Annotated in this window: 27 protein-coding genes and 3 pseudogenes; 11 read left to right on the top strand and 19 right to left on the bottom strand. The window is 59.2% G+C overall.

Annotation, left to right across the window (positions count from 1 at the left end):
* Positions 1–553: IS110 family RNA-guided transposase (locus tag BLV07_RS36765; protein WP_176946005.1), on the top strand; the 553-nt coding region annotated here is incomplete at its 5' end.
* Between the two features lie 385 nt (positions 554–938).
* On the opposite strand, the gene BLV07_RS36760 is transcribed toward BLV07_RS36765, so the two are convergent.
* Positions 939–1,274 (bottom strand): CopD family protein, encoded by a 336-nt coding sequence (locus BLV07_RS36760; RefSeq protein ID WP_283806570.1) that lies wholly within the window; start codon positions 1,272–1,274, stop codon positions 939–941.
* 60 nt (positions 1,275–1,334) lie between these two features.
* On the opposite strand from BLV07_RS36760, the gene BLV07_RS36755 reads away from it, so the two are divergent.
* From BLV07_RS36755 to BLV07_RS36745, 3 genes are all read left to right on the top strand, one after another.
* Positions 1,335–1,571 carry a hypothetical protein gene (locus BLV07_RS36755; RefSeq protein ID WP_091895722.1) on the top strand — a complete coding sequence of 79 codons (237 nt, stop codon included), beginning with the start codon at positions 1,335–1,337 and terminating at the stop codon, positions 1,569–1,571.
* Between the two features lie 174 nt (positions 1,572–1,745).
* A complete protein-coding gene (locus BLV07_RS36750) occupies positions 1,746–2,747 on the top strand; it encodes an ornithine cyclodeaminase family protein (RefSeq protein ID WP_091895719.1) in 1,002 nt (333 codons plus the stop codon).
* A 14-nt stretch (positions 2,748–2,761) separates the two neighbouring features.
* A complete protein-coding gene (locus BLV07_RS36745; protein WP_091895716.1) occupies positions 2,762–3,574 on the top strand; it encodes a phosphate/phosphite/phosphonate ABC transporter substrate-binding protein in 813 nt (270 codons plus the stop codon).
* Here BLV07_RS36745 and BLV07_RS36740 read toward each other — a convergent pair.
* Positions 3,571–4,125, bottom strand: a complete 555-nt coding sequence (locus BLV07_RS36740; protein WP_176946003.1) for a HutD/Ves family protein — start codon at positions 4,123–4,125, stop codon at positions 3,571–3,573. The two genes, BLV07_RS36745 and BLV07_RS36740, sit on opposite strands and share 4 nt — an antisense overlap.
* 185 nt (positions 4,126–4,310) lie before the next feature.
* On the opposite strand from BLV07_RS36740, the gene hutC reads away from it, so the two are divergent.
* Positions 4,311–5,048 carry a histidine utilization transcriptional repressor HutC gene (gene hutC, locus BLV07_RS36735; RefSeq protein WP_091895710.1) on the top strand — a complete coding sequence of 246 codons (738 nt, stop codon included), beginning with the start codon at positions 4,311–4,313 and terminating at the stop codon, positions 5,046–5,048.
* Between the two features lie 51 nt (positions 5,049–5,099).
* Here the strand turns inward: hutC and BLV07_RS36730 are convergent, their stop codons facing one another.
* From BLV07_RS36730 to BLV07_RS46850, 4 genes are all read right to left on the bottom strand, one after another.
* Positions 5,100–6,140 carry an ABC transporter substrate-binding protein gene (locus tag BLV07_RS36730; RefSeq protein ID WP_091895707.1) on the bottom strand — a complete coding sequence of 347 codons (1,041 nt, stop codon included), beginning with the start codon at positions 6,138–6,140 and terminating at the stop codon, positions 5,100–5,102.
* A 14-nt stretch (positions 6,141–6,154) separates the two neighbouring features.
* On the bottom strand, positions 6,155–6,997 hold the full coding sequence (locus BLV07_RS36725; protein WP_143035607.1) for an ABC transporter permease: 843 nt from the start codon (positions 6,995–6,997) through the stop codon (positions 6,155–6,157).
* Between the two features lie 14 nt (positions 6,998–7,011).
* Entirely contained in the window at positions 7,012–7,803 is a 792-nt protein-coding gene (locus BLV07_RS36720; protein WP_176946002.1) for an ABC transporter ATP-binding protein, read from the bottom strand.
* Between the two features lie 647 nt (positions 7,804–8,450).
* A complete protein-coding gene (locus BLV07_RS46850) occupies positions 8,451–8,813 on the bottom strand; it encodes a hypothetical protein (RefSeq protein ID WP_143035605.1) in 363 nt (120 codons plus the stop codon).
* 781 nt (positions 8,814–9,594) lie between these two features.
* On the opposite strand from BLV07_RS46850, the pseudogene BLV07_RS48400 reads away from it, so the two are divergent.
* The 3 genes and pseudogenes from BLV07_RS48400 to BLV07_RS36695 form a co-directional block, all read left to right on the top strand.
* A pseudogene (locus BLV07_RS48400) lies at positions 9,595–9,862 on the top strand (ABC transporter ATP-binding protein); the annotation flags it as partial.
* 121 nt (positions 9,863–9,983) lie between these two features.
* Positions 9,984–10,691 carry a DUF6314 family protein gene (locus tag BLV07_RS48000; protein WP_176946001.1) on the top strand — a complete coding sequence of 236 codons (708 nt, stop codon included), beginning with the start codon at positions 9,984–9,986 and terminating at the stop codon, positions 10,689–10,691.
* Positions 10,636–11,409: a biotin--[acetyl-CoA-carboxylase] ligase gene (locus tag BLV07_RS36695; protein ID WP_244551332.1), complete on the top strand. Its 774-nt coding sequence runs from the start codon at positions 10,636–10,638 to the stop codon at positions 11,407–11,409. Before BLV07_RS48000 ends, BLV07_RS36695 begins: the two co-directional genes overlap by 56 nt.
* A 642-nt stretch (positions 11,410–12,051) precedes the next feature.
* Here BLV07_RS36695 and BLV07_RS36690 read toward each other — a convergent pair.
* Complete coding sequence (locus BLV07_RS36690; RefSeq protein WP_091895680.1) at positions 12,052–12,507, bottom strand: DUF3788 domain-containing protein; 456 nt, start codon at positions 12,505–12,507, stop codon at positions 12,052–12,054.
* 432 nt (positions 12,508–12,939) lie between these two features.
* Between BLV07_RS36690 and BLV07_RS36685 the strand changes: the two are divergent.
* A pseudogene (locus tag BLV07_RS36685) lies at positions 12,940–13,116 on the top strand (4-hydroxylaminobenzoate lyase); the annotation flags it as partial.
* Between the two features lie 1,259 nt (positions 13,117–14,375).
* Here the strand turns inward: BLV07_RS36685 and BLV07_RS47995 are convergent.
* The 3 genes from BLV07_RS47995 to BLV07_RS49200 all read right to left on the bottom strand — a co-directional run bounded on the left by BLV07_RS47995 (position 14,376) and on the right by BLV07_RS49200 (position 15,538).
* The gene (locus BLV07_RS47995) at positions 14,376–14,531 is read right to left on the bottom strand and encodes a hypothetical protein (protein ID WP_176945999.1); all 156 of its coding nucleotides are present in this window, start codon (positions 14,529–14,531) and stop codon (positions 14,376–14,378) included.
* Between the two features lie 253 nt (positions 14,532–14,784).
* Positions 14,785–15,198, bottom strand: a complete 414-nt coding sequence (locus BLV07_RS36680; RefSeq protein ID WP_091895678.1) for a cupin domain-containing protein — start codon at positions 15,196–15,198, stop codon at positions 14,785–14,787.
* A gap of 199 nt (positions 15,199–15,397) precedes the next feature.
* Positions 15,398–15,538 carry a DUF1003 domain-containing protein gene (locus BLV07_RS49200; protein WP_244551330.1) on the bottom strand — a complete coding sequence of 47 codons (141 nt, stop codon included), beginning with the start codon at positions 15,536–15,538 and terminating at the stop codon, positions 15,398–15,400.
* A gap of 461 nt (positions 15,539–15,999) precedes the next feature.
* Here BLV07_RS49200 and BLV07_RS36670 point away from each other — a divergent pair.
* Positions 16,000–16,251 (top strand): annotated as a pseudogene (locus BLV07_RS36670) (glutathione S-transferase family protein); the annotation flags it as partial.
* A 136-nt stretch (positions 16,252–16,387) separates the two neighbouring features.
* Here the strand turns inward: BLV07_RS36670 and BLV07_RS36665 are convergent.
* The 9 genes from BLV07_RS36665 to ccoN all read right to left on the bottom strand — a co-directional run bounded on the left by BLV07_RS36665 (position 16,388) and on the right by ccoN (position 24,367).
* Positions 16,388–16,759, bottom strand: a complete 372-nt coding sequence (locus tag BLV07_RS36665; protein WP_244551326.1) for a molybdopterin-dependent oxidoreductase — start codon at positions 16,757–16,759, stop codon at positions 16,388–16,390.
* Between the two features lie 621 nt (positions 16,760–17,380).
* The gene (ccoS, locus tag BLV07_RS36660) at positions 17,381–17,563 is read right to left on the bottom strand and encodes a cbb3-type cytochrome oxidase assembly protein CcoS (protein ID WP_091895672.1); all 183 of its coding nucleotides are present in this window, start codon (positions 17,561–17,563) and stop codon (positions 17,381–17,383) included.
* The gene (locus tag BLV07_RS36655) at positions 17,560–19,833 is read right to left on the bottom strand and encodes a cation-translocating P-type ATPase (protein ID WP_091895754.1); all 2,274 of its coding nucleotides are present in this window, start codon (positions 19,831–19,833) and stop codon (positions 17,560–17,562) included. The genes ccoS and BLV07_RS36655 overlap by 4 nt, the downstream gene beginning before the upstream one ends.
* A 48-nt stretch (positions 19,834–19,881) precedes the next feature.
* Positions 19,882–20,679, bottom strand: a complete 798-nt coding sequence (locus BLV07_RS36650) for a DUF2189 domain-containing protein (protein WP_091895751.1) — start codon at positions 20,677–20,679, stop codon at positions 19,882–19,884.
* 5 nt (positions 20,680–20,684) lie between these two features.
* On the bottom strand, positions 20,685–20,930 hold the full coding sequence (locus BLV07_RS36645; protein WP_091895669.1) for a hypothetical protein: 246 nt from the start codon (positions 20,928–20,930) through the stop codon (positions 20,685–20,687).
* Entirely contained in the window at positions 20,927–21,808 is an 882-nt protein-coding gene (gene ccoP / locus BLV07_RS36640) for a cytochrome-c oxidase, cbb3-type subunit III (RefSeq protein ID WP_091895666.1), read from the bottom strand. The genes BLV07_RS36645 and ccoP overlap by 4 nt, the downstream gene beginning before the upstream one ends.
* Positions 21,799–21,969, bottom strand: coding sequence for a cbb3-type cytochrome oxidase subunit 3 (locus BLV07_RS36635; RefSeq protein WP_091895663.1), 171 nt, complete (start codon positions 21,967–21,969; stop codon positions 21,799–21,801). Before BLV07_RS36635 ends, ccoP begins: the two co-directional genes overlap by 10 nt.
* 2 nt (positions 21,970–21,971) lie before the next feature.
* A complete protein-coding gene (ccoO, locus tag BLV07_RS36630) occupies positions 21,972–22,703 on the bottom strand; it encodes a cytochrome-c oxidase, cbb3-type subunit II (RefSeq protein ID WP_091895660.1) in 732 nt (243 codons plus the stop codon).
* A gap of 5 nt (positions 22,704–22,708) precedes the next feature.
* Positions 22,709–24,367: a cytochrome-c oxidase, cbb3-type subunit I gene (gene ccoN / locus BLV07_RS36625; RefSeq protein ID WP_091895748.1), complete on the bottom strand. Its 1,659-nt coding sequence runs from the start codon at positions 24,365–24,367 to the stop codon at positions 22,709–22,711.
* Positions 24,368–24,700: 333 nt separating this feature from the next.
* On the opposite strand from ccoN, the gene BLV07_RS36620 reads away from it, so the two are divergent.
* Complete coding sequence (locus tag BLV07_RS36620; RefSeq protein WP_091895657.1) at positions 24,701–24,964, top strand: hypothetical protein; 264 nt, start codon at positions 24,701–24,703, stop codon at positions 24,962–24,964.
* Positions 24,965–25,203 lie beyond the last annotated feature (239 nt).

The raw sequence follows: 25,203 nt of genomic DNA, 5'->3' as shown, positions 1-25,203 counted from the left end.
GTTGCTGGAAGTCGTCGCCGATACAGCTGACCGCCGGCTCCCGGAGGTGGCCCGCGCATGTCTTGCTGCTCTCGGCAGTCAATTGCGGGCGCTGAAGGTGCAAATCCTGGAGTTCGACAGGCGCATTGTCGCCTGGCATCGATCGAGCGCGACGAGCAAGCGACTGGACCCGATCCCTGGTGTCGGTCCGGCGCTGGCAACGGCGCTGGTCGCGAGCGTTGCTGATGCCAAGGCGTTCCGATCGGGTCGAGACTTCTCGGCCTGGGTTGGGCTCGTGCCGAAGCAGAACTCGAGCGGAGGCAAGGACAAACTTGGCAGTATCAGCAAGCAGGGCGATCGCTATTTGCGCAGCCTGTACACGGCCGGCGCACTCGCCGTGATCCGCTATGCCAAGATCCATGGAACGGGGCGTCGGCCCTGGCTCTCCGCATTGCTGGCGCGGCGAGCAACTAAGGTCGCTGCCATCGCGCTCGCCAACAAACTCGCCAGGATAGCCTGGGCGATGATGGCGAGGAACGAACGCTACAAGGAACCCGCCGCTCTCATGGCGTAAACGAGATTACGCCGGATATGCCGGTGTGACGTAACGGTTGGAAGGGCGAACAGCACTTAATGCAGCGCCGGTCGATCCGGCGATCAGGACAACCCACACGGGCCACGGCATCTCCGAATGCGTGCTTTTGATCGGGACCTGATCCGCGGAGGGCATTATGGCCAGCGGTCACGTGAACCGCGCAAACAGGCCGAACACATGGCCGCTCCGACCAACGCCGCAAAGTGAAGATTCTCCTTGCCAACCCGGAGCCCTCCACACATGGCCCGTAGCTGACTTGTCACGCGCCTTCCTGCAAGGACCGCTTCTGACTCTTTTCGGACACTCAGGCGCTGATGAGGATCTCCGACGGATCGTGAGGGAACACGCTTCCCCGTCCGCACGCCTATCCGTAATAGCGGGCCCCCGCGGAAACGACCGAGGCGACTAGGCCAAGAGCCAGGATCACCGCCATGAGGGTTCGGATTTGCCTGATGCTTCCCTCCGGGGTCATCGCATCATTGCTCGACAGCGCGCGGCGAAAGCGTTGCCACGGTGCGAAATGGAGGTAGCCGTAGAGCGCAATTGCAGGGATCCCGATCACCATATTCGCGCGATGAATGTTCGGAATGTTAGCGAAGCCACCGAACTCCAGGAATACCATGGTGATACCAGTGATGAGGATCATCGTCAGACTGATCCAGCCCCAAAAGAGGAAGCGTGACAGGACACGGTGCCACAATGACAGCGCGATCGCTGAGTCCAGCGGCCGGACACTTGGCTGCAAACCGGATTTTGGATAATGGCGAGCGCATGGCTTTGGATTGTCCTAGATCACTTGAAATACACCGGGTCCGTAAAGGACGACGATGAATGCGACACCGCGCTCAAAGGTGCCTTGGCTCTCTTTAGCGTCGACAAGATCGACTACGGCAAGAGCTTGCTGAGCCTCATGACTGGAAGTGCAGAGGCACACGCCGCGCTTGCCAGGCTGATCCGAACTCACTTCAGCGTGCCGACTTGGGACTTCGAGCAGTAATGGCCGTCGTAGTCCCGTAATCGAACCAGTTGGTCGTCGTCGCGGCAGGGCAGCTGACGGAAGTCGCCTGATAACGCGCTGCACAACGCCGCCGGCGAGCGAGGTGGAGCGGCCGCGTTGACTTCCGACCCCCTTCCGATAATGTATAGACATATTTGGTGAGGGATCCGCGTCATGCCGCCAATTTACATCTCGTACCTGAATCGCCTCGATATCGACGAGCTCAAGATCACCGACGAGGAGATACTAGGGGCCATCGAAACCAGTTTAGCCGCGCAAGGAAGAGGTGACACGGTTATCGAGCCGCGGATGCATCTTGAGCCCGGAGTCGCGAACGGGCATTTCAACGTTTTGCGAGGAGCAATAAAGGCGCCGATCGACCGAGCTGGGGTCAAAATCGTCGGCGACTTCGTAGATAACTACAAGCTCGGTCTACATTCGGAGCTCGGGGTCCTAGCGTTATTTGACCCCCGGACTGGCGCTCCGAAGGCGATCATGGATGCAAGCGGCATTACCGACATGCGAACCGGAGCGGTGACGGCGATCGGCGCAAAGTATTTGGCGCGCAAAAACTCCAAGATCCTTGGCCACATCGGCGCGCGAGGGACCGCCTATTGGAATGTCCGACTGCTGGATCATCTGTTCAACTTCGATGAGATCCGCGTCCATTCGCGAAGAGAGGAGAGCCGAAACAGGTTTGCGGATCGGCTCAGTCAGGATCTGGGTAAAAAGGTCTTGGCAACAGCCGACTGGAGATCGTGTCTTGAGGGGGCCGACATAGTGGTCGAGGCATCCCGTCTCGACAAGCCGACGCCGATGCTGAAGACCGAATGGATCAAGAAGGGCGCTTTTGTCGTGCCATACGGGACGATGAGTGCGATCGAACTGTCGCTGACCGATATCATGACGAAGCTGGTCGTCGATGATTGGGGGCAGTGCAAAGGCGGAAAGTTTGGCAGTCTTCGTGCTCACGTGGAGGCGGGTAAGCTTTCCGAAACGACGCTGCATGCCGAGCTAGGCCAGATTGTCGCCGGTCTCAAGCCCGGCCGCGAGAGCGACGAGGAAACCAATCTCCTTTGGCATCGCGGTCTATCGCTGTCCGATATTGCGTTAGGTCACGCGATGCTGGAAAAGGCCGAACGTATCGGAGTGGGGCAGCGCTTGCGCTTTGCCTAAACGCTTGCCTTGACATGCGCTATGCTGCTAACGCGCGAATGTATTCGGTTAGCTCGCAAGTAGCGACCGCTTGGAAGGAATTGTTCAGCTGGCTCGCTCGCCAAAGCGGTGTCGATCTCGATACTATCGATCACTCATTTCCGCTTCCTCTGGCGGACCTGTGGTCGCGGCAGGACCTCGGCTGCGCCTTCATCTGCGGATTCCCGTTCATGTTGGCGGCAAATCGTCTCAAACCGGTGGCCGCGCCCATTCCGACGAACTCTCCGCTTCCTGGACGGCCATTTTATGCCACCCGGCTCTTGGTGCGCTCGGACTCGGAATTTCGCGCCATCGAGGACACATTCGGCGGTAAGCTAGGCTACACCGTCGAGGATTCGCATTCTGGCTACAATGCGCTGCGCCATCACCTGCTGCCGTATTACAGGCAGCGTAAGGGCCAGCTCTATCGCGAAAGTGTCGGTCCACTGACGACTCCCCGGCGGATCCTTGACGCGATCGTTGCCGGCGATATCGACGTCGGCCCGCTCGACAGCTACGCCCTTGACTTGATGATCCGCCACGAACCGGAACTTACCTCTCAGGTCCGGATCATTGCGACCACCGAACCGTCGCCCATTCCATTTTTAGCGGCCGCGCCCAGTTGTCCCGACGAGGTCATTGGGAGGCTGCAGGCGACGCTCACGACCTTGGGAACGTCGTCCGAATGCGCTCGCGTGAGGGATCTATTGTCACTTGACTGCTTCGCTCCCGTCGAAACTAGAGACTACGACCTTATGCTACGCTGGGACGCCGAGGCGCGCTCGGCAGGTTATGCTCGTCCGTGCTAACCGCGGCATTCGTCGAGCAGCGCAAGATGGCATCCGGCGTCGGTCGCCGGGGCGGGCGTGCAGTTGCCATCTCGTTCCCGCATCGAAATTGCGGCGTCTCTGCGCGCCAGCGTTGCTTTCGCACCGGGCGAGTGAAGACTGACGTCAGCGAATGACGCGGCAACTACCGCGACATCGTATCCGGAAAAATCGCAAACCGTCGGCTGCCTGATCCGCAGAAGCCGATGCTGGAACGCGCTCCGCAGCGTCATCACCTTGAGATCCTTGATTTCGCCGGCATGCAGGCGAGCGGATGCCGGCCTATCGCCAGCAAATGTGACGGGGTCGGCATTGCTGTCGAGCACGATTGGCGTGGAATCCCCTATCGTCAGGGATAGTCCGCCTCCCTCGAGGACAGCGAGAGTGCGCTGAATGCCAGGAAACTCGGAGAAAGGCCCGTCGGAAGCCACCCGCGCCATGCTGATGCGCCAGTCAAACGCGTCCAGCGACGCAGTCGATGGGGAAATTGCGATCTCTGTCGTCGAGCCGCCCCCGTTCTTCCAGGCAGTCATCCGATATTCGGTGGCGCAAACTATCTCCATTACGTCAGGGGGTTCATCCGGATCGACGTTGTTGGTACAGGTCCGTCGGACCGACACTTAGCATAATCGGCGCCCGCTCGTGAATTTGTCTATACATATGGATCGATTTCTAGGCCTGTAGCGCCTGACCGCTGACTTGGAGACCTTTTCTTAGAATGAGCACGGTAGCAAAACGGGGAGGCGGGGCGGGGACAACTCTCCATCAACGCATCCGAGGCGACATCGAGGGCCGCATTCTTTCGGGCGAGTGGCCGCCAGGCTACCGACTGCCGTTCGAGCATGAGATCATGGAAACATATTCGTGCGCCCGCATGACGGCGAACAAGGTACTTTCGGCCCTGGCAGCGTCTGGCCTTGTAGAGCGGCGCCGCCGGGCTGGCAGCTTTGTCGCACGCCCGAAAGTCCATTCGGCGGTACTGCAAATCCCAGATCTCAAGACTGAGGTTGAAAGTCGCGGCGAGCGGTACGGCTATGAGTTGCTAGACAGGCAGCAGCGAGGCGCAACCCGTGAAGATAGGGGACGCCTCGATGTTCACCTTCGCGAAACAATTCTGGCGGTACGCTGTCGTCACGATGCCGCGGAGCAGCCATTTGCACTGGAGGATCGTCTGCTGAACTTGAAGGCGGTACCTGATGCTTCTCGGCAGGACTTCTCCATCGTGCCGCCAAGCACCTGGTTGGTCGACCACGTGCCGTGGACGGAAGCCGAGCACCGAATATCGGCATTCAATGCCGATGCCTCCGTAGCCGCCGAACTTGCGATCGAGGTCGGCACGGCATGCTTGGTAATTGAGCGATGGACGTGGCGCAACGGCCAGCCGATCACGGCGGTACGATTTACCCATCCAGCGCAATTGTACGACCTAGTGGCCAGATTTACCCCGAAGGGCTAGTCATTCCGTTGCCTGTTAGCCGGGTCGCTGCGAGACTATCGGCGAAACCGATCATTTCGCTTTGGCCGCATCGACGTACTGGTTAGTCCACAAATCGTTTTCCGAGGACTTCGCGTCGAACTCCTTCCCGAAGTTGGTACCCACCTCCTTCGCGAAAGTCAGTGCATTCTGCATGTTCTGGACGTCGATCTTGCCGCCATCGGCCACACCGCTGCTCATCGTTTTGAGGGCGGCCTTAATGGCTTGGGGGTCCGCTTTGGTGAAGAACTGCTTTTGAATCGCGCTCGCGGTCTCGTCGGGCCTACTTACCGCCGCAGCGCCGCCCTCCTGCAGGGCTTTCGCGGTCTTCGTGATCAAGTCGGCAGTCGCCTGGCTGATTGGCTTCTTGGCGACGAGCACCAAGTAAGGCTGGTTTGCAAGTAGCGGAAAATCGTCGCCAAGAGACACCAGTACGACGCCAGTTCCCGCTTTTTCGGCAAGATATCCCTCCGGCGGAGAAAGGACAAAAGCGTCGATCCGCTTCGCCTCGAGCGCCGCCTGAATTGCCGTGGGATTGCCGACCTGGGCTACCTTCAGGTCGTTCTTCGGATCAAGACCGCCTTTGGCCGCGAGCCAGCGGGCCGCGATCTCTTGGGCGCCCGCAAGGGCAGTTGCGCCGACGAGCGTGCCTTTCAGGGTAGCGAGCTTCTTATCCAACGGGTCGGTTGCCTTGACCCGGGTGCGTTCCAATAGCGCAGGCGAGACGACAAGCTGAAGCGTGACCTTCGACATCAACGAGTAGACGATTTCGAATGGTTGGCCTTTTGCGGCTGCGCGAAGCATCGCATCTGGCCCCACAGCTGCAAGTTCGATGTCCCCCGCATCGAGCGCGGCCAGTGCTGAGGCGTCTCCGCCGGGCAAGGCAACGACCGTCGCTGTCAATCCGTTCGATTTGAAGGTATCGAGGGCGCGAGCCGACCAGATAGGTAAGAAGCTCAAAGTCGGAGCGCCTAGCCCGATCCGCACCGCTTGCTGCGCCTTGGCCAGAGGTGATGACAGCGCCAACATTGCCCCTATGACGGCGATTTTCGCTACGCCGAGAATTGTGCGCATTAAAGCTCTCCGTTTCAGATGTCGACCGGGCCGGTTCCTGATAGCGAGCGCCAACGCAACAGCCGTCGTTCAACGCGACCCGCGAGAAAGTTCGCTACGGTTACGAATGCAAGGAGGATCACGATCCCGGCGAACACGCCCGCGGGATCGTAGGTTGAGGATGCCTCATGAATGAAGAGGCCGAGTCCCTGAGCAGACGAGGTAAACTCGCCGACAATTACGCCGATGACACTGTATGGGATTGCGAGCCGCATTCCGAGCATCACAAACGGCGCTGCGGCCGGCAGAAAGACATGGTAGGTGAGTTGTCTCTGGTTCGCTCCCATCACCAGGGTCAGATTGACGAGCTCGCGGTCGACGCTGCGCACACCGGCGAATACGTTGTAAAAGACCAGAAAGAAAACCATGATTGAGGCGAGGGCGACCTTCGACCCCATCCCGATGCCGAACCAAATGATGAAGAGTGGCGCCAGGGCGATCTTCGGCACGCCATAAAACGCCATCACGTAAGGTTCGAAAATCCGCGCGAGCCGGGCCGATCTGCCAAGGGTGTAGCCGCCGACCACACCCCCTGCGACGCCGATGACATAACCAAGCACGAGCTCCTGGCCGGTAATCCAAAGATGCGGATAGATCTCACCTGAGGCGAACAGTTCGTATAGACGTTGCGCGACCGCTGTAGGCTTGCTGACGTAGATTTCTCTGATCAGTCGTCCGGATGAGTATTGCCAGAACAAAAGTAGAATGACGCCCGGCAGAAGTTTGAGCACCACCTGAAGCGCTCTGGCGATGTTCACGGGGAGAGTTCGGCGAGGAGGCTTGGCATCCGTGGAGGAGGAATACGTCAGGTCGGTCATCGGCTTGCCCTCACTCAATGAACTTGCCCGGTGTCGATCTGGGAGCGGAACTCAGTCCAGACTGCGTCATAAGCAACCTCGAAGCCTTGATTACGGAATGGCTCGAACATATTGCGCGGTCGCGGGAGATCGATCGGTATATTGGCGAGCAGACGGGATGGACGCTGGCTAAGGACGACGACGTGGTCGGCGAGCAAGACGGCTTCAGTGATGTCGTGGGTGACGAATACGACAGTAGCACCTGCCTCCATGGACAGCTTCTGCAGATCGCTCTGCATCACCATGCGGGTTTGCGCATCTAGAGCCCCGAACGGCTCGTCCATCAGGATGATATCAGGGCGATATACAAGCGTGCGCGCGATCGAACCTCGCTTCTGCATGCCGCCAGAAAGTTGGCCGGGATAATGCTGTTCGAAGCCCTTGAGGCCGACGGAATTGACCGCGTTCGCGACACGCTTAGTGCGCTCGTCGGTCGAAACGCCCCGCAGCAAGAGGGGAAGCTCGACGTTCTCAGACAGGGTCTTCCAGGGGAATAGCTGAGCTTGTTGAGGAACGAAGCCGACCTCTGTGTTGATAGAGGCCACCACGCGCCCTCGGTGACGTACCGCACCGCGGGTTGGGATAAGGAGCCCGGCTGCCATCTGCAGCAGCGTACTCTTTCCGCATCCGCTCGGGCCGATAACCGCGACGAACTTTCCGCGATCGACCTCGAAGCTGATGCCATCGAGCACACGGATGTTCGTCCGCTGTCCCGGGGACGGAAAGTCCTGTCCGATCTTGTCGAAGGCGAGTACGCGGTCGGTCATTCCGGTCACCCTTTTCCGAACATGTCTATACATAATCGAAGCCGTCGGAATGGGCAAGCTGCTAGGGGTGATGAGATTTCGAACTATCGCATGCTCGGTGGTCGCCATGAAGGGCGACTGAGGCCTTTCGTATGGTGGAAACCGCTGCTCCAATGTCGCCCCGCGGTGGAAAGTTCTGCCTTGGTCGCTGCGTCCAAGCGCGTCTCCCTGCATCAGGCCCCGGGGCTTGCCGCCATTCGTGCCGGCGTGCACCGCATCGACACCTTGGAATATCTGTTTTCTGGTAAGGCGCTTCTTCGTCGAGGCCGGGGAGGATGCGGACTCGAAAGGGCGCGTCAGATCGGTAGTCGCCTCTTCCCCAAATCCGACGGTCCGCTCAGAATGCACGCCCAAGATCCTCCCGCTGCCATTTCGTCATCTATCAGATGCACCCGCGATGGGCGTTTTGCCTTTTTTCTGGCGTTAGTTACTGAGCTTCAGTGGGGTCTTGAACGTCCAATCATCCGTTCTGCGCAGCTGGTCACGTCACCCGGAAAGGCGAACATCGAAAAACAGGCTCGGCATGACATCATGGAGTGCTTGGCACTCTGGTCGAAAATCAGGACGCTCATCCTCGGAGGAACTGCTGCGGCTGCGAAGGAGGGCCGTCAAGCATCTCGGCCTGTCGGTCGAGCAGCACTTAGTCGATCAAACCAATACCTAAACTGCTCGAAGTCGTGGATCTGCTCGAAACCCACAAGATCCTCGTAGGCGAGCTCAGGGTGGATACGCCGCTTCAGCACGGGTACCTCGGGCGAATGACCGGCGGCAGCGTCACGGATGGCGCGTTCATTGGCATCGCTGATCCTTGGCCCCAATATCACGCGCGCGATTGCTTCCCGCTCAAATTTGACAATCCGTGATTCCGTCGATTGTTCGGTATCCGCGACAAGAAGGAGACGCCATTCGTGCTCGTCGCGCCGATCTATGCTTTTGACACAGAACGCTGCCGCCATCATGAGTTCGTCCACCTGCATCTGCTCGGTGAGGAGATGCGAAGGGCAGATGGCAGCTTCGTGGCTGTGTATATGACCGGTGACAAGTGCGACGCGAAGTGCGAACGAGCCCTCTCGGTGCTGAATTGGATAAGCGCGCCAGCGTGGTTGTCGCCGTAGATGCCCCACATCCGCTGATTAATCGAATGGGAGCTAAAGCAGGTGAGGCCAGAATGAGCCCTAGCACGGGCAAGCTCGTCATTCACTTGCCGCATAACGAATTCATAGCTGGAACGAACGTCCTGCGGATCGAGTATCTTGACCATTTGGAATGCTTCGCTGAAGCCCGCGCGCTGCCCTCGGCTACAAAGCCCTTTGCCGTCACCGGTATGGCGTCTCTTCATCTTCAGTAATAAGAGATCGAGCGCGGAATTCATAAAGATCGTTCTGGGCGGCAGCCAGCGCGAACCGGCTCCTGAGAAACGACCTGTTCGACCCAATTATCAAGGGACTCGTCGGCCTGCCTGCGGCAGGAGTCCACGCTTCATGGCGTCCAAAAAAGATTGCTGGCTCGCGGTGGCGCAGCCCAAATTCTCGGCGGCAGATGGAAAACGCATCCCCATTTGCAATCCCGGACCAGGTTAGCTGACGAAACTCGGGGAAAACTCCGCAATCTTAACGTAGGGAGTCAGATAGTGCGAATGTGAGTCAGGCCTGCTGCGAACCGATATTATGTATCTCTCAAGCACATTCCGGGTCATGGTCGGACCACCGCCGACACCCATTTCAAGCTGCCGACGGGCGACACGCCCCGGGACGAACCGGGGTCATGTATCTTGGCCAGATCATGGAGATAGGTCCGCGGAGCGCGGTCTTTGAGAATCCTGTGCATCCATATACCAGAAGGCTTCTGGCGGCGGTGCCTGTGCCGGACCGCCGCCAGTCATATTGGCAAGAAGCTGGCAGCAACGGAGATCAAGAGTCCGGTGCGATTGCTCGATTACGCGCGGCCGAAACGCGCTTATCGCGAAGTCTCACCCGGCCACTCGGTCCAAGTGTGGGGAGAGGAGTCGGAGCGCGTTTGAGCTGGTCCAGCGCGAGTTATACAATTGAATCTCGAGGCGCGAAAGGCGGTTCGTCTTGGGGTCATGGCTGTGTAAGCGCCGATTGGGTCTCATCGTGAAGATGGCTGGAGGAAGACTGTCGATGTCGAACCGGAGCACACAGCCCAAGCCGTTCCAGCCTCCCGGTGGCGAGTTCTTACTGCTCTCGCCGACCGTGCTGGTGAACCGTCAACAATCGCAAAAGCTAGCGTGTTGTGCTGAAGCTCTCGAAACAGCGGACGCACAAGTAAGTTTTGGCCCTTGGGGGAAGCCGGAAGATGTTTTTATGCGCCTGGAAGGAAGCTGGCAGCTCCACAGATGTTGCGCCGACCAGATGGTGATGGCGGGGACTGCCGTTTTCAGCGCTGGCCTAGATGGAAGCCTCACATATTTAGAACGGGGCCGTTTGCGTCTTGATGATCGGCGCGAATATGACGCCGAGCGCAAATATGTGTATACGGCCAGACCGCGCGGCTTCGCCGTGTTTTTCGCCGAGACGCGCCAAGGCTTGTTTCATGAAGTCGAATTGAAGGCCTCGAACGCCGGGCTATCCGGACGTGCCGTTCATCTATGTGCCGCAGACTTCTATGAAAGCACCTACGAATTCTTGACGGATGGACGAATGATTGTCCGGCACAACGTGCTGGGCCCTAAGAAGAACTATTGTCTGACGACCTTCTTCGTTAAAGATGCGATGGCAAATGAGCAAGCCTCTCTTCTCGAGCCGACGCACGAAGGGACACGGACGAGGCGTGATGATGGTGCGCGGAACGATTATCGAAAAGGACGAGACGGGAAGCACGAACGATGATGCGAAGCAGTTGGCGATAGAAGGGGCGTCTCACCTTACCGTTGTTTGGGCGCACAGGCAGACTGCGGGCCGGGGGCGCCACGATCGCAGGTGGGTTGCTTACGATGGCAATGTATTCTGGTCGGTGATCGTGCGTCCTCAATCCGGATGGCGGCATACCGATCTCGTTTACGTCAACGCTCTCGCGGTCTTGCGTACCTTGCAAGAGAGGATTGGTCACGAGGCTATGCTGCGGTTGAAGTGGCCAAATGATGTTCTGTTGAATGGGTTCAAAGTCGCGGGATCGCTTCTCGAATGCGGTGGAACATGGATCGAGGGGCGACCTGAATGGCTGGTGATCGGAACGGGTATTAACGTGGTGGATCACCCGTCATCACCCGATCTCAGATATCGAGCGACAAGTTTACGTCATGCCGGATTTCCCAGCGTCACTCGCGATGAGCTGATAGCTCCTCTTTTGCATAGCCTCTCTGACGAAATCGAGCGCTGGCAGAAGAGCGGCTTTTCGTTGGTTAGAGCTAGATATCTGCAGGCCGCCTATGGTTTGAATGAAACCGTCCGGGTCGGCCTTTCGGCCGACAAGTCGCTCTATCAAGATGGCATCCATCGCGGGCTGGACGAGCAAGGCTGTCTATTGCTCGAGGTAACCCCTGGGACGACCAGAAAATTGTGGTCTGGCGACGTCATATTCAAAGAGGGGCCTAGCGCTTCTAGCTGACGTTCTCCCCAACGAAGAGAACTGGGATGATTACGTCGACAGCGCCAAGACGCTGCGGCCCGAGCTGGAGCAGGCGGAGGAAACTCCGTCGACAACATCCGCTACAAGAGCCTGACCCGCGATGGCTGGATCCTTTCGCTTTCGAACGGACGGGATGAGATGTCGCTCGTCGGCTGGCGCACGGCAAACACCGTAGGCTCGATCGGTGCCGCGATTCATCGCGGGAGGTAATTTGGATTAGCGACTGATGTGGATCGCACAGCAGATCGTCTAGGAACAGCAGGCCGTCCGCGCCGACGGTCGGCGTGCACGGCTACGAGCAATGGACGATCACCGCGGCGGGGCCGACCTCGTCCACGCCATCATCAGGGCCACATGGACCACGGGCTTCATGGAGCCGATCATTTATCGATGACCATCTTCGCCGTACGAACGGTGCTATCGCCGGCGTTCTGCAGACGATGACGCGCGCCGAGCTGACCTGCGGTGCAAGCGAATGTCGTCCGCAGCGAATGAAGCGCATCGCCTCCACCAAGAATCTCCGTATTGCAATGTTAAGAGTCGCCGGATTCCAAGCTCGGTCAAAACGCGTTTCGTGAAGACAGCTGCTCGTTGCCGATCTGGTAATTTGTCCGTTGACATTCAACCGCGTGACGGTGGAGGGCGCTTCATGGTCAAAAGCTCTGTCACATCATGTCGGTCAGCTGCGGATGAGATAGTAGCTGCCAGCCATTTCCCATCAGGGTATGTTTTGGCTTGATCGTAGAGCTTAACCAGATGCGAGCGCCAGCCATAACGCCGCTCCTCAAACTTCTCTCGCTCTGCTCTCCCTAAGACCACCAGGACGGTAAACCGCCTGTATTCAGGTACGAAGGTGCAGAATGCCTTGGACTTCTTATAGCGCAGGGACCAACCGCGCTTCTTGCCGCCATAGAGCCAATCCGGCGCGAAAACACCGGGGTAGTATGCTCCGATCCAGTTCCGCAGCTCGGCCCAATGCACGAACGCCTTAGGCCCGACCCAGTCGCGGACAGTGTTGTCATCGGGCGGCGCTGATTTTTCCGTGATCCTGTCGCCGATCTGGGGAGACTGCTGCATGCCGCTTTCCTTTACATCACATCTCGCGAGCTTCGGAGGACTTGGCGGGCTGCACATCAATCTCGCGCAAGGATTTGGCGCAAATTCTTGCGTTTTTAATCGATGTTACGCGCGATATTTCGTCCGTCCTCAGCCCGGTATTGAGGCCCAGGCGAATCGTCCGTCAAAGAAGAAATACAGGTCGCGGATTCGTGGATACGCAATTTGGACGTTCGGCACGGTCTTGGAGAAGGCGTAGCCGACTTGCCTTAGAGCCGGGTCTGTTCGGCGCGACCCGTATCGTCTGGCTTGCGCGGCCGGGCTAACGCCGACGATCTCTTAAAGTGGCAGCGTACCGAGCTAGCGCTGGCGAAACTTACGCAAGAGGACTTGACTCGTTTGGCGCTTATCTTCACTTCCACGATCCGCCGCGAAGCTTACCCACCTGCGCCTCCAGACAACAAGGGCGCGGAGTTGAAAGGCCTGCAGGGGTGGCAAGGACCTGGCTGGACGGCGCCGGATCCTGGCAGCCGCCACTATCCCGAGGTAAGAGGTGGCGCAGTGATCGCCCTGTTTTATCTGCCGGCCGGGCGTATCTCCTATGATTTCGAAGCTCCGCCTGATCGCTGACTTCGCATCGCGGGCCGCGTCAACTAATGGCGCCATCGGCCTTGGCGTGGAGTGGTGACGCGGATCTTTCCGGTCAATTCTAAGAGTATCGAACTTGGGCCCTTGTTTGCCGACAGAGCTCGGTGAAACATTGGGAAGCACCTTAAACTGGGAAGCACTTTTATGACTCTCTGTCGCGCGACCGTGGTCCGCTGCTCGCCGGCGGAGGCTAGGAGGCGCGAGACATCCAAAGTCGGCTGGCCGGAAAAACACGGAACCGGCGGAGAATGGCGCCGCCGCAAATGCACCTACGGGCCTTGCCGATGCGATCTGAAGGCCGCCCCGATGTTCGATCGGGACGTTCAGGCTCATATTCCGAGTCCGGACGCAGTGTATTCCAAATTTGTGCATGATACTGGCAGCCGCGAAAAGCGTTGTTGGGTCCTGTCAGCCCCTTAGCAGCATTACCGAGTCAGGGCAGATGTCGGCTGCTGACTCAGGCTGTTTGAAAAAGGCGGCGTTGTCATCTTGCGCTATGATCGAATTTTCTCATTTTCGATTTCAAGACCGGAATGCTCTCGCGAGAGGCGGGCAATCAATGTGGCTTCGAACCCTATTCTACGGAGTCTCGCCATGATTGTGCCTCTCACGCCCAGCCATATTCCTCGAAGCCGCAATCAGCCGTGGCTGATCTTCATTTTAGCCGCGCTCCCAAATGGAAGCGCTCTGCGCAATAGGAGCTACCTAGTCGTCTGATGCTCGGTCTATAATGGGCAATGCAAAAGAATCCCGATGCCGAACATACATTGAAAGGCATCTTTGAGAAGTATTCGACACGCCACGAACGATATCGGGCTGCAAGCGATGCGTTCGCGATCAAGGCCGGGTCAATGCAGGACACCATATTTCGCCTCTGGTTTGACGAGCGGCATAAGGAATTTGAACGGCACCAAGCCCGTAGATCGACTTAAAAATGGCTTCGCGCAGTAATGGGTAAGCGGACTAGTGACCTGACCGGAGCCAGGCGCGCCCAAAAGCTGAATACGAGGCTTCGATTCCCTTCACCCGCTCCAGCCAAGTTTCCCCTTCAGATTCAAGCTATTGTCCTGGTCGCAGGACGGATTTGGCTGAATCTTCCTAAGATCCATACAACCCTCGTACAACGCAGGGTGCGACAGGTGCTCTCTATACCCATGGCAAGGGGCCCGAATCTCGAACCCCGACGAGCACAGCCTGTTCGCGCGAGCGCTCGCAGGGGGCGACGTCGTCAGCTTCAACCTTTACCGGCTGAGGTCGGGCGAGGACTCTTTGCGTCCCTGTGACATGCCGGATGAGAAGGTCGTCGCTTTCGTTCCTGCGGCGATGGCGGCATGATCGTGCATGAAGCTCATCGCGTTGTCGGTGATGGTTGTGGCGACCTTGCGGCGATCGAGCAAGGCGCCGACGGCGCGCCCGATCTTGTCGGTCCCCGCGTACGCTCTTTGGCGAGAGCGGGATTCTGGCAGACGACGAGAAGCGTTGGCGTACCTCACCACTACCGCACCGAAGCGCGCCTGGTCCGAAGCGGGGAGGCCGTTAGGCGCACCTGGCCGGCGCGCGCAATCAATCATCTGGCGCGTGCGCGAGCGGCCGGCGGCCGGGCTAGTACGGGCGCGCGGTTACGAACGCCGCGCGCCGTGGTCCCCGCTCCTAGGGGAACGTCAGGCCGAAAGCGGTCGGATCGGGCTTCTCGCCTTTCCGGGGCACCAACAAGCGCTCCAGCCCACCAGGCACGTAGGTGGCCAGCAGGGTCGCCTGATCGCCGACCACCTCGATCGTATGCGGCACACCACGGGGAAGAGCCGCGTATGCGCCCGGCCCCACCGCGACGCGGGAATCGCCGACCCGCGCGATTAGCTGCCCCTCAACCACGTAGACTAGTTCGTCCTCGCGCGAGTGGGTGTGCATCGGAGGCTCCTCCCCAGCTCGCACCGTCCACAGGACGGCGCCATATTCGCCTCCGGACTGGCTGCTCTCCACTTTAATCTCGATGCTCGAGCCTCCGCTCCTGGTCACCTTCTCGCCACCGTGGGGCGGCGTTAGAACCGGCTTCTGGACTGACATTTGTAGCCTCCTGATTGTGAACTCTTTCGAGTGTCGCGGTGGCGGCGAAAGTTCCCGCTCACGCCCATCAGCATGGGATTACGCGCGGAGAATGGGAAATGACGTCACGCCATGAAGTCGATAGCCGCGCGTTATGATGGCCGTTCGCCGTCCGCATCGGACTCGCGTGCACCCGACGCCGCCTGTTCCAGCAGCTCGGTCAGCATCCTGACGGCCTTCTCACGCACTTTGTCGATCTTCTCAGCAGCAACTCTATCTCGAGGTCCGCCTTCACATTGATCCGGTACCTCGTTTCTCCGCGGGCCCTGCGATCGATATCGTGCTGCCGGTTCTGGCTCATCATGATGATCGGCGCGTAGGCCGCCTAGAACGAAACTGCGAGATTGAGAAGAATGAACGGGTAGGGGTTCCCAGCCCCTCATCGCCAGGTTGGCGGCTATCCAGACGAACAGGATCGCGCTCTGGACGATCTGCCGATGCGTATTTGCGTCATCTGGCTCGCAAACATTCCCTACGAACTCATTCCTGAAGTTCAGCGTGCCAAACGCGCAATGCAAAGAACCCTGGTATCTCGCGCTGAACCCGAACGGACTTGTGCCCGCTATTGATGAAGGCGGCTTTGTCATGTGAGAGACCGCGGCGATTAACCTCTATCTCGCCGAGACCTACAAGAACTCCCTATATCCGTCGAAGCCGCGAGGTCGCGGACGGATGCTTCAGCGGGCATTCTTTGCGACCACCGAGGCAGAACCGGCGCTGATAACGCTGTTCAGAAATCGGATCTAATTTCCGCCGGAGCAGCGGAACGAGACCTTGGCCGTTCAGGCAGAAGAAGCCCTGCGCGCGAAACTCGCGATACTTGAGGATCAACTCGTCAAAACTCAGTTTTTCGGCGGTGGCGCATGGGACAAAGCCGATTTTATGGTTGCGTGCGTGCTGTGCGTTCTCGCCCGTCTAAAGTTGGACCTCACGTCCTACCCAAGACTTGATGCTTGGCTGGCTGCGAGCCTCAATAGACCGGCGGCGCAGGCAGCTCGCAAATTACGAGAATAGAAGTATCGCGGCCATTGCGGGCGCCTCATCCGCTTGCTTCGCGGCGGCACTTACCCAGGTCCACCGCCGCGATCTCGTCCAGAAGGACATCAAATCCGCCAATATCCTCGACAACCGGGCGACCGTCCAGCGTCCCTCAGCTCGAAGATCGTTGCTCTTTGAACGGGTCACCGTAAATGTGATATCCGTTAAACTCCCATAAGCCTGGCAATTCGCGATCCAACAACTCGATGCCGCGCACCCACTTCACGCTCTTATACGCATAGAGGTTTGGCACCACGAGGCGCAGCGGGTAGCCATGCTCAGCCGTGAGGGGTTCGCCGTCATGCCGCAGGGCGAAAATCGTCGTCGGGCGCAGAAAATCCGAGATTGGCAGGTTTGCCGTGTAGTTGAGAGCGGCAGATATGGCGAATAGCTCAAAGTTTTCACTCAGGAAGCCTAGCGATGTGGCGCGTTCTCGCCGTATCCGCGGTTTCGCAGGGTGAAGGGCACTGTTGGCGAGTACCACGGCAAATTCACGTCAGTGCAATTCGTGCTCCGCGGGGGGCTCCTGCGTAACTTCGCCAGGGCATATCCGCGGGAGCTACGGAAACATCTTTCAGTTTTCAGCCTTTCTCAGATTAGATCTTCCTCGTAATCAGCCGTTCAAGGAGTAAGTCTCTAGTTCACTTCCGGAAGCCTATGCGGGGGGATTGCAATGCCCGAGACGGCAGAAGTCTTGTTGTGGTGCGCCGCGCTAGCGACTTGGTTGATGATGTTCCTCGCGATAGTGGTCGAAGGCCTCAAAAAAATCGCAAACCGTTTCCGCAGAAGCGCGGGGACGAAGCGCAAAGTCATCGACTAAACCGCCCAGTCCACCTTAGACGCCCCTCAGTTGGGCAAAGGTGGTTGAGGATCATGATGGCAGCTTTTGGGTCATCTGCGGCGTCGGAGAATGTCGGCTCTTGGGCCCCTGTTGGGGTTAACCGGACATCAGCCGGCCAGCCCCTTAATGAGTACATGCCCTTCTGTAATGGGCCCGACGATTCTCATACAGTATGGCGCGAACCGCAGCGCTTGGGCGAACAACACCAAGCGATTCAGATACGATCCAACCCACCTCACATTGGGACTGAACAACTAGTTGCGATTACTCGGCTTGTCCCCGGGGGCTCGGGCTATCGCCGGGGCCATCGCGGTTTTCGAATAGGATTCGTTCAGCCGCGCCTGTAAGATCGTCATATTGGCCGCTTCGCAGCGACCACATGAACGCGCCGAGCGCGATGGCGCCGAGCGCGAGCGCAACGGGAATCAGGAAGAAGTAATCCGTCATCGGACTTTCTCCACCGCGAGCACCTCGCTGGAGAACGCCGGCGCACCGGCCCGTGGTTCCTTGCGAGAACTCAAGCCATGCAGCCGCAGGGCATTGGCGATCACCAACAGTGACGAGGCCGACATCGCCACCGCCGCCACCAACGGTACCACATGGCCGAGGATCGCGATAGGCACCGCGATGGCATTGTAGCCGATAGAGAGGATGATATTTTGGCGCACGAGCTGTCGCGCATTGCGCGCAACCGCAATGGCCTGCGGCACGGCCAGCAGGCTGTCGTGCAGGAAGACGAGATCGGCGGCATTGCGTCCAACATCGGCGGCGGTGGCCGGAGCCATGGATGCATGGGCGGCGACAAGGGCCGGCGTGTCGTTGAGGCCGTCGCCGACCATCAGCACGCGCTGTCCCGCTTCCGTCAGGTCAACGATGTGTTTCGTTTTGTCAGCGGGTGAAACGCCTGCGCGATAGGGAAGTCCGAGATCCGATGCGAGATAGCGCACCGGTTCGTCGCGATCGCCGGACATGATCTCGACGCGGCATCCTTGATTGAAAATGGCGTGCACGGCGTTGCGAACATCCGGGCGAAGATCGCTGTCGAAACAGAAGGCCGCGCGCCGTTGCCCGTTCTCGGAGAGGACAACGCCGCCTGCGCTCGACTGTTCGGCTGCATCCGCCAGCGCCCAGTTAGCCCGGCCGAGCCTGTAGGTCGTGGTGCCGACGGTGGCTTGCAGCCCAGCGCCCGGCCGCTCTGAAACATCGTTCAAAGTCACCGGCGTGATGGCATCGTCGCGTCCAGCTGCGGCCAGCGCGCGCGAGTAGGGATGGCGTGAATGGGCTGCGATGGATGCGGCGATCGCCAGCGCCGCGGGATCGACGGCTTTGCGGTTGATGAGCCGTAGCCGATCCATGGTCAGCGTACCGGTCTTGTCGAAAATCACGGTGTCGACTTCCGCAAGGCGCTCCAGCGCGCCGCCGTCCTTGACCATCACGCCGCTCTCGAACAAGCGTCGCGCGGCGACTACTTGCACGATCGGCACAGCAAGGCCGAGCGCGCAGGGGCAGGTGATGATCAGCACCGAGATGGCGCTGGTTGCCGCGCTATGCAGGTTGCCTTCCACGATCATCCAACCGATGAATGTCAGGAGCGCCGTGAGATGCACCGCTGGTGCATAGAGACGGGAGGCGCGATCCGCGATGCGCCGGTACACCGAACGTCCGGATTCGGCTGCTTCCATCATCCGCACCATTTCGGCGAGGATGGAGTCGTTCGCCGCGGCCGTCGCGACGACGGTGAGGGGGCCCGTCAGGTTCAGCGTGCCCGCAGACAGCATGACGCCCGGCGAAACCGGTTGCGGCAGGCTCTCGCCGGACAACAGTGCGCAGTCGATCTCCGATTGTCCTGTTTCGACGCGGGCATCGACCGGCACGCGCTCGCCGGCCGTCAGCAGGATGCGCATGTCCGGCTGGATCTCGTTCACCGGCAGATAGGCACGTGTACCGTCGTCCTGGACCACGAGCGCGCCGCGCGCGGACAGGCGGGCCAATCCCCGGACAGCGGTTCGTGCGCGCTCGCGCATCATGTGATCGAGCGTGCGGCCGATCAGCAGGACGAACAGCAGCGAGATGGCCGCGTCGAAATAGGCGTGCGCTTCGTGATGTAACGTCTCGTAAAGGCTCATGCCAAACGCGAGCAGCACGCCGATGGAAATCGGAACGTCCATGTTGGTTTGACCATGGCGCACGGCGCGCCACGCCGAGGAAAAGAAAACGCGTCCCGAATAGATCAGCGCAGGGCAGGCGATCAGCGCGGAGATCCAGTGAAACATGTTGCGGATAGAAGGTTCGGCGCCAGACCATATCGACACCGACAGCAGCATGATGTTGCTCGCGGCGAAACCCGCCACCGCGAGTGCGCGGATCAGCTCTTTCAGCGTTTCGTCGGTCTCGTCCGCGCCCGCATCGTGAAGGTGTGCGTCATAACCGATCTTGTTGAGCGTTTCGATGAACGGTGCGGGCGGCTTGTCGGCCTGCCAGCGGACCGCGACGCGCTTAGTGGAGAGATTGACGCGCGCATTCTCGACGCCGTGAAGGGCGCCGAGCGCGGCTTCGACTTTCTGGATGCAGCCGCCGCAGTGAATGCCCGGCACCGAGAGGTCGGTCTGGCGGACGCCGTCGCCGACGATGCGGCTCGCAAGCAGCACTTCCTCATTCGCGGTGTGAGGATCGCACACAGCGAGAGCTAGTTCGGCGCCGGGCGCGCAACAGCTCATCAGCACTCCGTTTCTGCACGTCGCCGGTAACCTGCCGGCGGCGTTTCTTTATCTTGCGGTTTCGTCCGCCACCGCGCGATAGGCATGCCACGTGCCGTGCCCGAGCACCGGAAACACGATGATCAAGCCAAGCATTCCGGTGACGAGAGAGACCAGGAACAGTCCAAGCAAAATGACGCCCCACGTCAGCGTCACGGGCAGGTTGTTCCAGACCAGCGCCATGCTCGAGCCCATGGCAGTGAGGGCGTCAACGCGCCTGTCGAACATCATGGGAATCGAAAAGGCGCTGATGGCAAACGAAAACGCCGCGAACAGTCCACCGATCGCACTGCCGACAACGAGCATCGCCCAGCCGACTGGCGTAGTGAACATCATCAGCGTGATGTACTCGAGACCGGGAAACGGCACGAGGCCAAAGAACAAGGCGTAGATGAGCACCGACGCGCGCATCCATGTGATCATCAAAAGGCACAGCAGGACTCCTGCGAACAGTATCTGTCCGCCGCACTGCGGTTTGACGAAAATCATGTTCGCCAGGGTGACGCGCAGGCCGGCGGCGAGGCGGCGGCTTTTTTCATACAGGCCAAGTGCGAGGATGGGCGCTACCACCATGAAGCCGGCAAACGCCGGAAACAGGATGTAATCCAATTCTAAGCGAAAGAGACCACCGACAATCGCAATGGACGCGAGAAAGATCAGCAGGCCGTAGCAGAGGCTCGTCATCGGCTGCGCGGTCAGGTCACGCCAGCCGTTCGCGAGCCATGTGAAGGCATCGGCGGGAGCAAGCGCGCGATGCCAACGGTTTTTCGTGGAAAGCGGAGGCATTACTGTCGGGATCATGGTCATGTCGATCACTCCACCTGCCTTTTGGTTATCAAGGACGGCTTCGATGAACACGACGAGGTCGCCGCGCTGAAGCTTGTCGTGCGGCTGCCTTCGCCGTGCCGGAAGTGAGCGACGCAATCCGGCTGGGAGGACACGGCCACGTAAAGCAGTTGCGCATTGGCGGCGGCGAGCACCATCAGCCCGAAGCCGACCGACAGCCAGACGATGGACTTCGTCTTCCACCCGCCATGCGATTTGACCACGCCGCTCATTGGTTTGGCATCCTCTGATCGACCAGATACAGTGTCAGGATCTTTCGATCGAGCGGCGTCAGCCGCCCTTCCCATGACGGCATGTGGCCCTGCCGCCCGTTCCACAGTGTGGTCGTGATCGTCTGCGCGTCGCCACCATAGATCCAGAACTTATCGGTCAAGTTCGGTGCGCCCACGTCGCTGTTGCCCTTGGCGTCCTCGCCATGACATGCGGCGCAATTGGCAGCGAAGATCTCTTTGCCGGCGTCCACATCGCCGGGCTTTGCCGTCTTCGCAGTGGATGGCTCGGAGAGCGAGCGCACGAAGGCCACCACCTTGTCGACATCGGCTCGCTGGAGGATCTGGTCATGACCGAAGGCCGGCATCTGCGAGGTGCGGCTGTCGAGATGCGGCGAGTTGATGCCGACGCGGATGGTCTCCGCGATGGCTTCCGGACCGCCGCCCCACAGCCATGAGGTGGTGGTCAGGTTCGGGAAGCCATGGCCGCCCTTTGCTTTGATCCCGTGGCACACCGAGCAATTGTCGCCGAACAGGGTGCGGCCCGTCTTGCGCACGGTCGTCATCAGAGCCGGGTCCGCCTGAATCTCCTGATAGCTTTTGGCCTCGATCTGCTTGACCCATGCGCTGCGGTCGAGAGCGGCGCGCTTCAGCGAATCCTGCACGATATTACGCTGGTCGAGGTCCAGCAGGCCTTTGGTGTAGCTGACGCCGAGTGGCCATGCGGGCAACAACACCCAGTAGCCCACCGAAAAAAGAAAAGCGATCAATAGGAAAGCGTACACCGCGCGCGGGACGGGCGTGTTCAGTTCCTTGATACCGTTCCATTCGTGCCCGGTGGTAAGATAACCGGTGTAGTTGTCGCGTTCTTCTACCGCCATGGCCCATCCTCATTATGCAGGACCGACTTCGCGGCGTGATCGAACGCCTTCTTGTTCGATGGCCAATAGGCGTAGATGACGATGATAATCGAGAGTGCGATCAGATAGAACAATCCGAACGACTTCGAGAGCCATACCAACATATCGTGTTCGAGATCCATGATCACCTCGCAACGTTTGCGACGGATTTGTGAGCCGCGTCGGTCAGGTGGCCGAGCACCTGGAGATAGGCGACCAGTGCGTCCATCTCGGTGAGCTCGCCGGGCTTGCCGTCGAACACGCGGACGTTGGTAGCCTTGCCGTAGCGTCGGGTGACGCCTTCGGCGTATGGCGTGTCCGGCGCCGCCTGGCCGTAGGCGTCCTTGCTCGCATTCGCGATCATGTCGTCGGTGTAGGGCACGCCGACGACGCGCTGGGCCTTCAAGTGTGCATCGAGGTCATCGGTGCGCAGCGTCGTTTTTAGCAGCCACGAATACGCAGGCATGACGGAAACGGAAAGCACATCGCGCGGGTTGTTGAGGTGAGCGACGTGCCATTCGTCAGAATACTTGCCGCCGATGCGCGCGAGGTCCGGTCCCGTGCGCTTCGAGCCCCACAACATCGGATGGTCGTATTTCGATTCAACGGCGAGCGAGTAGGGCCCGTAGCGTTCGACTTCATCGCGGAGGGTGCGGATCATCTGCGAATGACAGGCGTAGCAGCCCTCGCGGATGTAGATGTTGCGGCCCGCCAGTTCGAGCGGGGTGTAGACACGCATGTCGGGCGCGTCTTCTACCGTCTGGTGGATGGTGAAGAGTGGCGCGATTTCCACCAAACCGCCGATGCTCGACACAAGAATGATGCCGAGCGTGAGGCCGATGGCTTTGCGTTCCAGCCGATAGTGCAATCCGAACATGCGGCTTACTTTCCCGATTGAAGGACGGTCGTGCCGCCGAGCACCGGCGATGGCAGGTCGGTCGCGGATTCATGCGCCTCGCGGACACCGGTTCTGATCGTCATCCAGATGTTGTAGGCGCCGACAATCCCGCCGATCAGGAACAGCAGACCTCCAATGGCGCGCGCGATGTAGTAGGGATGCATCGCAATCAGCGAGTCGACGAAGGAATAGGCGAGTGTGCCGCTTTCGTTGTAGGTCCGCCACATCAACCCCTGGATGATGCCGGAATTCCACATGGCGAAGACGTAAACGACAGCGCCAGCCAGCGCGAGCCAGAAATGCACCTCGACAAGTCGCGGGGAATACATGCGCTCGCATTTCCAGAGCCACGGCACGATAGCGTAGATCGATCCGAACGAGATCATCGCCACCCAGCCGAGCGCGCCGGCATGGACGTGGCCGATGGTCCAGTCGGTGTAATGGGAGAGCGAGTTAACAGAGCGGATGGCGAGGAACGATCCTTCGAAGGTGGTGATGCCGTAGAACACCGCGGCCACCATCATGAAGCGGAGCGTCGCATCGTCACGCACCTTGTCCCATGCGCCGTTCAGCGTTAGCAGCGCGTTGGCGGCGGACGCCCACGAGGGGATCAGCAGCATCAGCGAGAACGTCATGCCGAGAGTCTGCACCCATTGCGGCAACGCCGTGTAGTGCAAGTGATGCGAGCCCGCCCACATGTAGAAAAAGGTGATGCCCCAGAAGCTGATGATCGACATCCGGTAGGAATAGATCGGCCGTCCGGCCCGTACCGGCAGAAAGTAATACATCATGCCGAGGAAGCCGGCGGTCAGGAAGAAAGCGACAGCGTTGTGGCCGTACCACCACTGGGTCATCGCGTCCTGCACACCGGAAAACAGGGAGTAGCTCTTGGCGCTGCCGAAGGTGACGGGGACGGCGAGATTGTTCACGATGTGCAGGATCGCCACTACCAGAATGAAGGCCATGTAGTACCAGTTGGCTACATAGATGTGCGGTTCCTTACGCCGCGCGAGCGTGCGCAGGTAGATGGTGAAGTATACGACCCACACCACCACCAGCCAGATGTCCGCGTACCACTCGGGCTCCGCGTATTCCTTGGATTGGGTGATACCCATCATGTAGCCGGTGACGGCGAGCACGCAGAACAGATTGTAGCCAAGAAGCACGAACCACGGGCTGAGCTGATCGGGCAGGCGCGCGCGCGAGGTCCGCTGCAGCACATAAAAAGATGTGGCGATCAGTGCGTTGCCGCCGAAGCCGAAGATCACGCTGGTGGTGTGGACAGGACGCAGCCGTCCGAAGCTTGCCCAGGCGGCATCAAAGGTGAAGTCGGGCTTCACCAACAGCCACGCTACCCAGTCACCGATAAAGAGGCCGAACACCACCCAGATCATCGCGAGAATGATGCCGAGTTTTGTCGGATCGTCGTAATAATGGGCGAGGCGTTCGTCGCCGGGTTCGGGATTGTAATAGATCGATATGACTTTGAAGATTCCGGTAAGCGACGCAACCCCGATGAGCGCTCCGTGAACGCCGAGCGGATCGTCTTTGCCTGCGATGCCCAGTATCAGTCCGCACAGCGCGATCGCGAGCAGGATCAACAGCGCATACTGACGTTCCGCTTTGGTCAGCTGTCGGATCATTGTCTTGCCGCTCTCCAAACCCGGAATCGCGATCCGGCCTGCATTGAAAGATCAAAGGTCAGATCAAATCGCGCGATGGATCACGCCGGCTGCCCGACTGCTTGCGTTTGCCCGCAAGCGATAGCATCCCGATGTGTGCGAATATCCGCCGTAATGCTAAGAATTGCGCCAACGGGGTAGAAGTTTGTCGCTTCCTCGGCGTTACTCGATGAGATCTGCAACAAAGGTACTGAGTTGTCGCAGCACGTCAGGAAGTTTTCCAATAACTGGCATGTATAGTTTCCATAGCAGCAAGGAAATGGACTTCCAGACTGACTCCCGCTACCGAATTCCATGCAGGGCAACCCGCTTGATTCAGAGCCAATGGTGATGAAAATGCCAGTCTCTTACAAGGATCACATCTATTCTCTGTTTCGCGATTTTGATAGAAAGTCGATGTTCGGAAAGTTTGATCTCTGGAGGTATGACGACGTAAAGAAATGGGCGGACACGATCCTGGACAAGGTCGAGAACGGCCTGATGCCTTGCGACGCAGCTTGGCCCGACAAGAACGTTCAACTTCTCAAACAGTGGATTGCTGACGGAAAGCTGCCGTGAGCGTCTAAAGGCATTGTCTCTTAAACTCAGCGAATATCCAAAATTTGAGGAGCTGCCGTGTCCTGCGGTGTTGGTCCGCTTCGGTCACGAGCGGTAATGCTGTGATCATCATGGCATTTCATTCGACCGTCAACAGTTACGGTCGAGTGCCGTTCCAAATCCACACTTCAACAGTCCATCGATACTCGCCGAACACGATATCGGAATCGTCGCTTGCCTGAAGGGCAGGGATGGTTTCA

The organism is Bradyrhizobium sp. Rc2d (assembly GCF_900099855.1).
Classification (GTDB): Bacteria; Pseudomonadota; Alphaproteobacteria; order Rhizobiales; family Xanthobacteraceae; genus Bradyrhizobium.
Note: the sequence above shows the minus strand (reverse complement) of the source record. Positions and strands in the feature narration are given on the sequence as shown.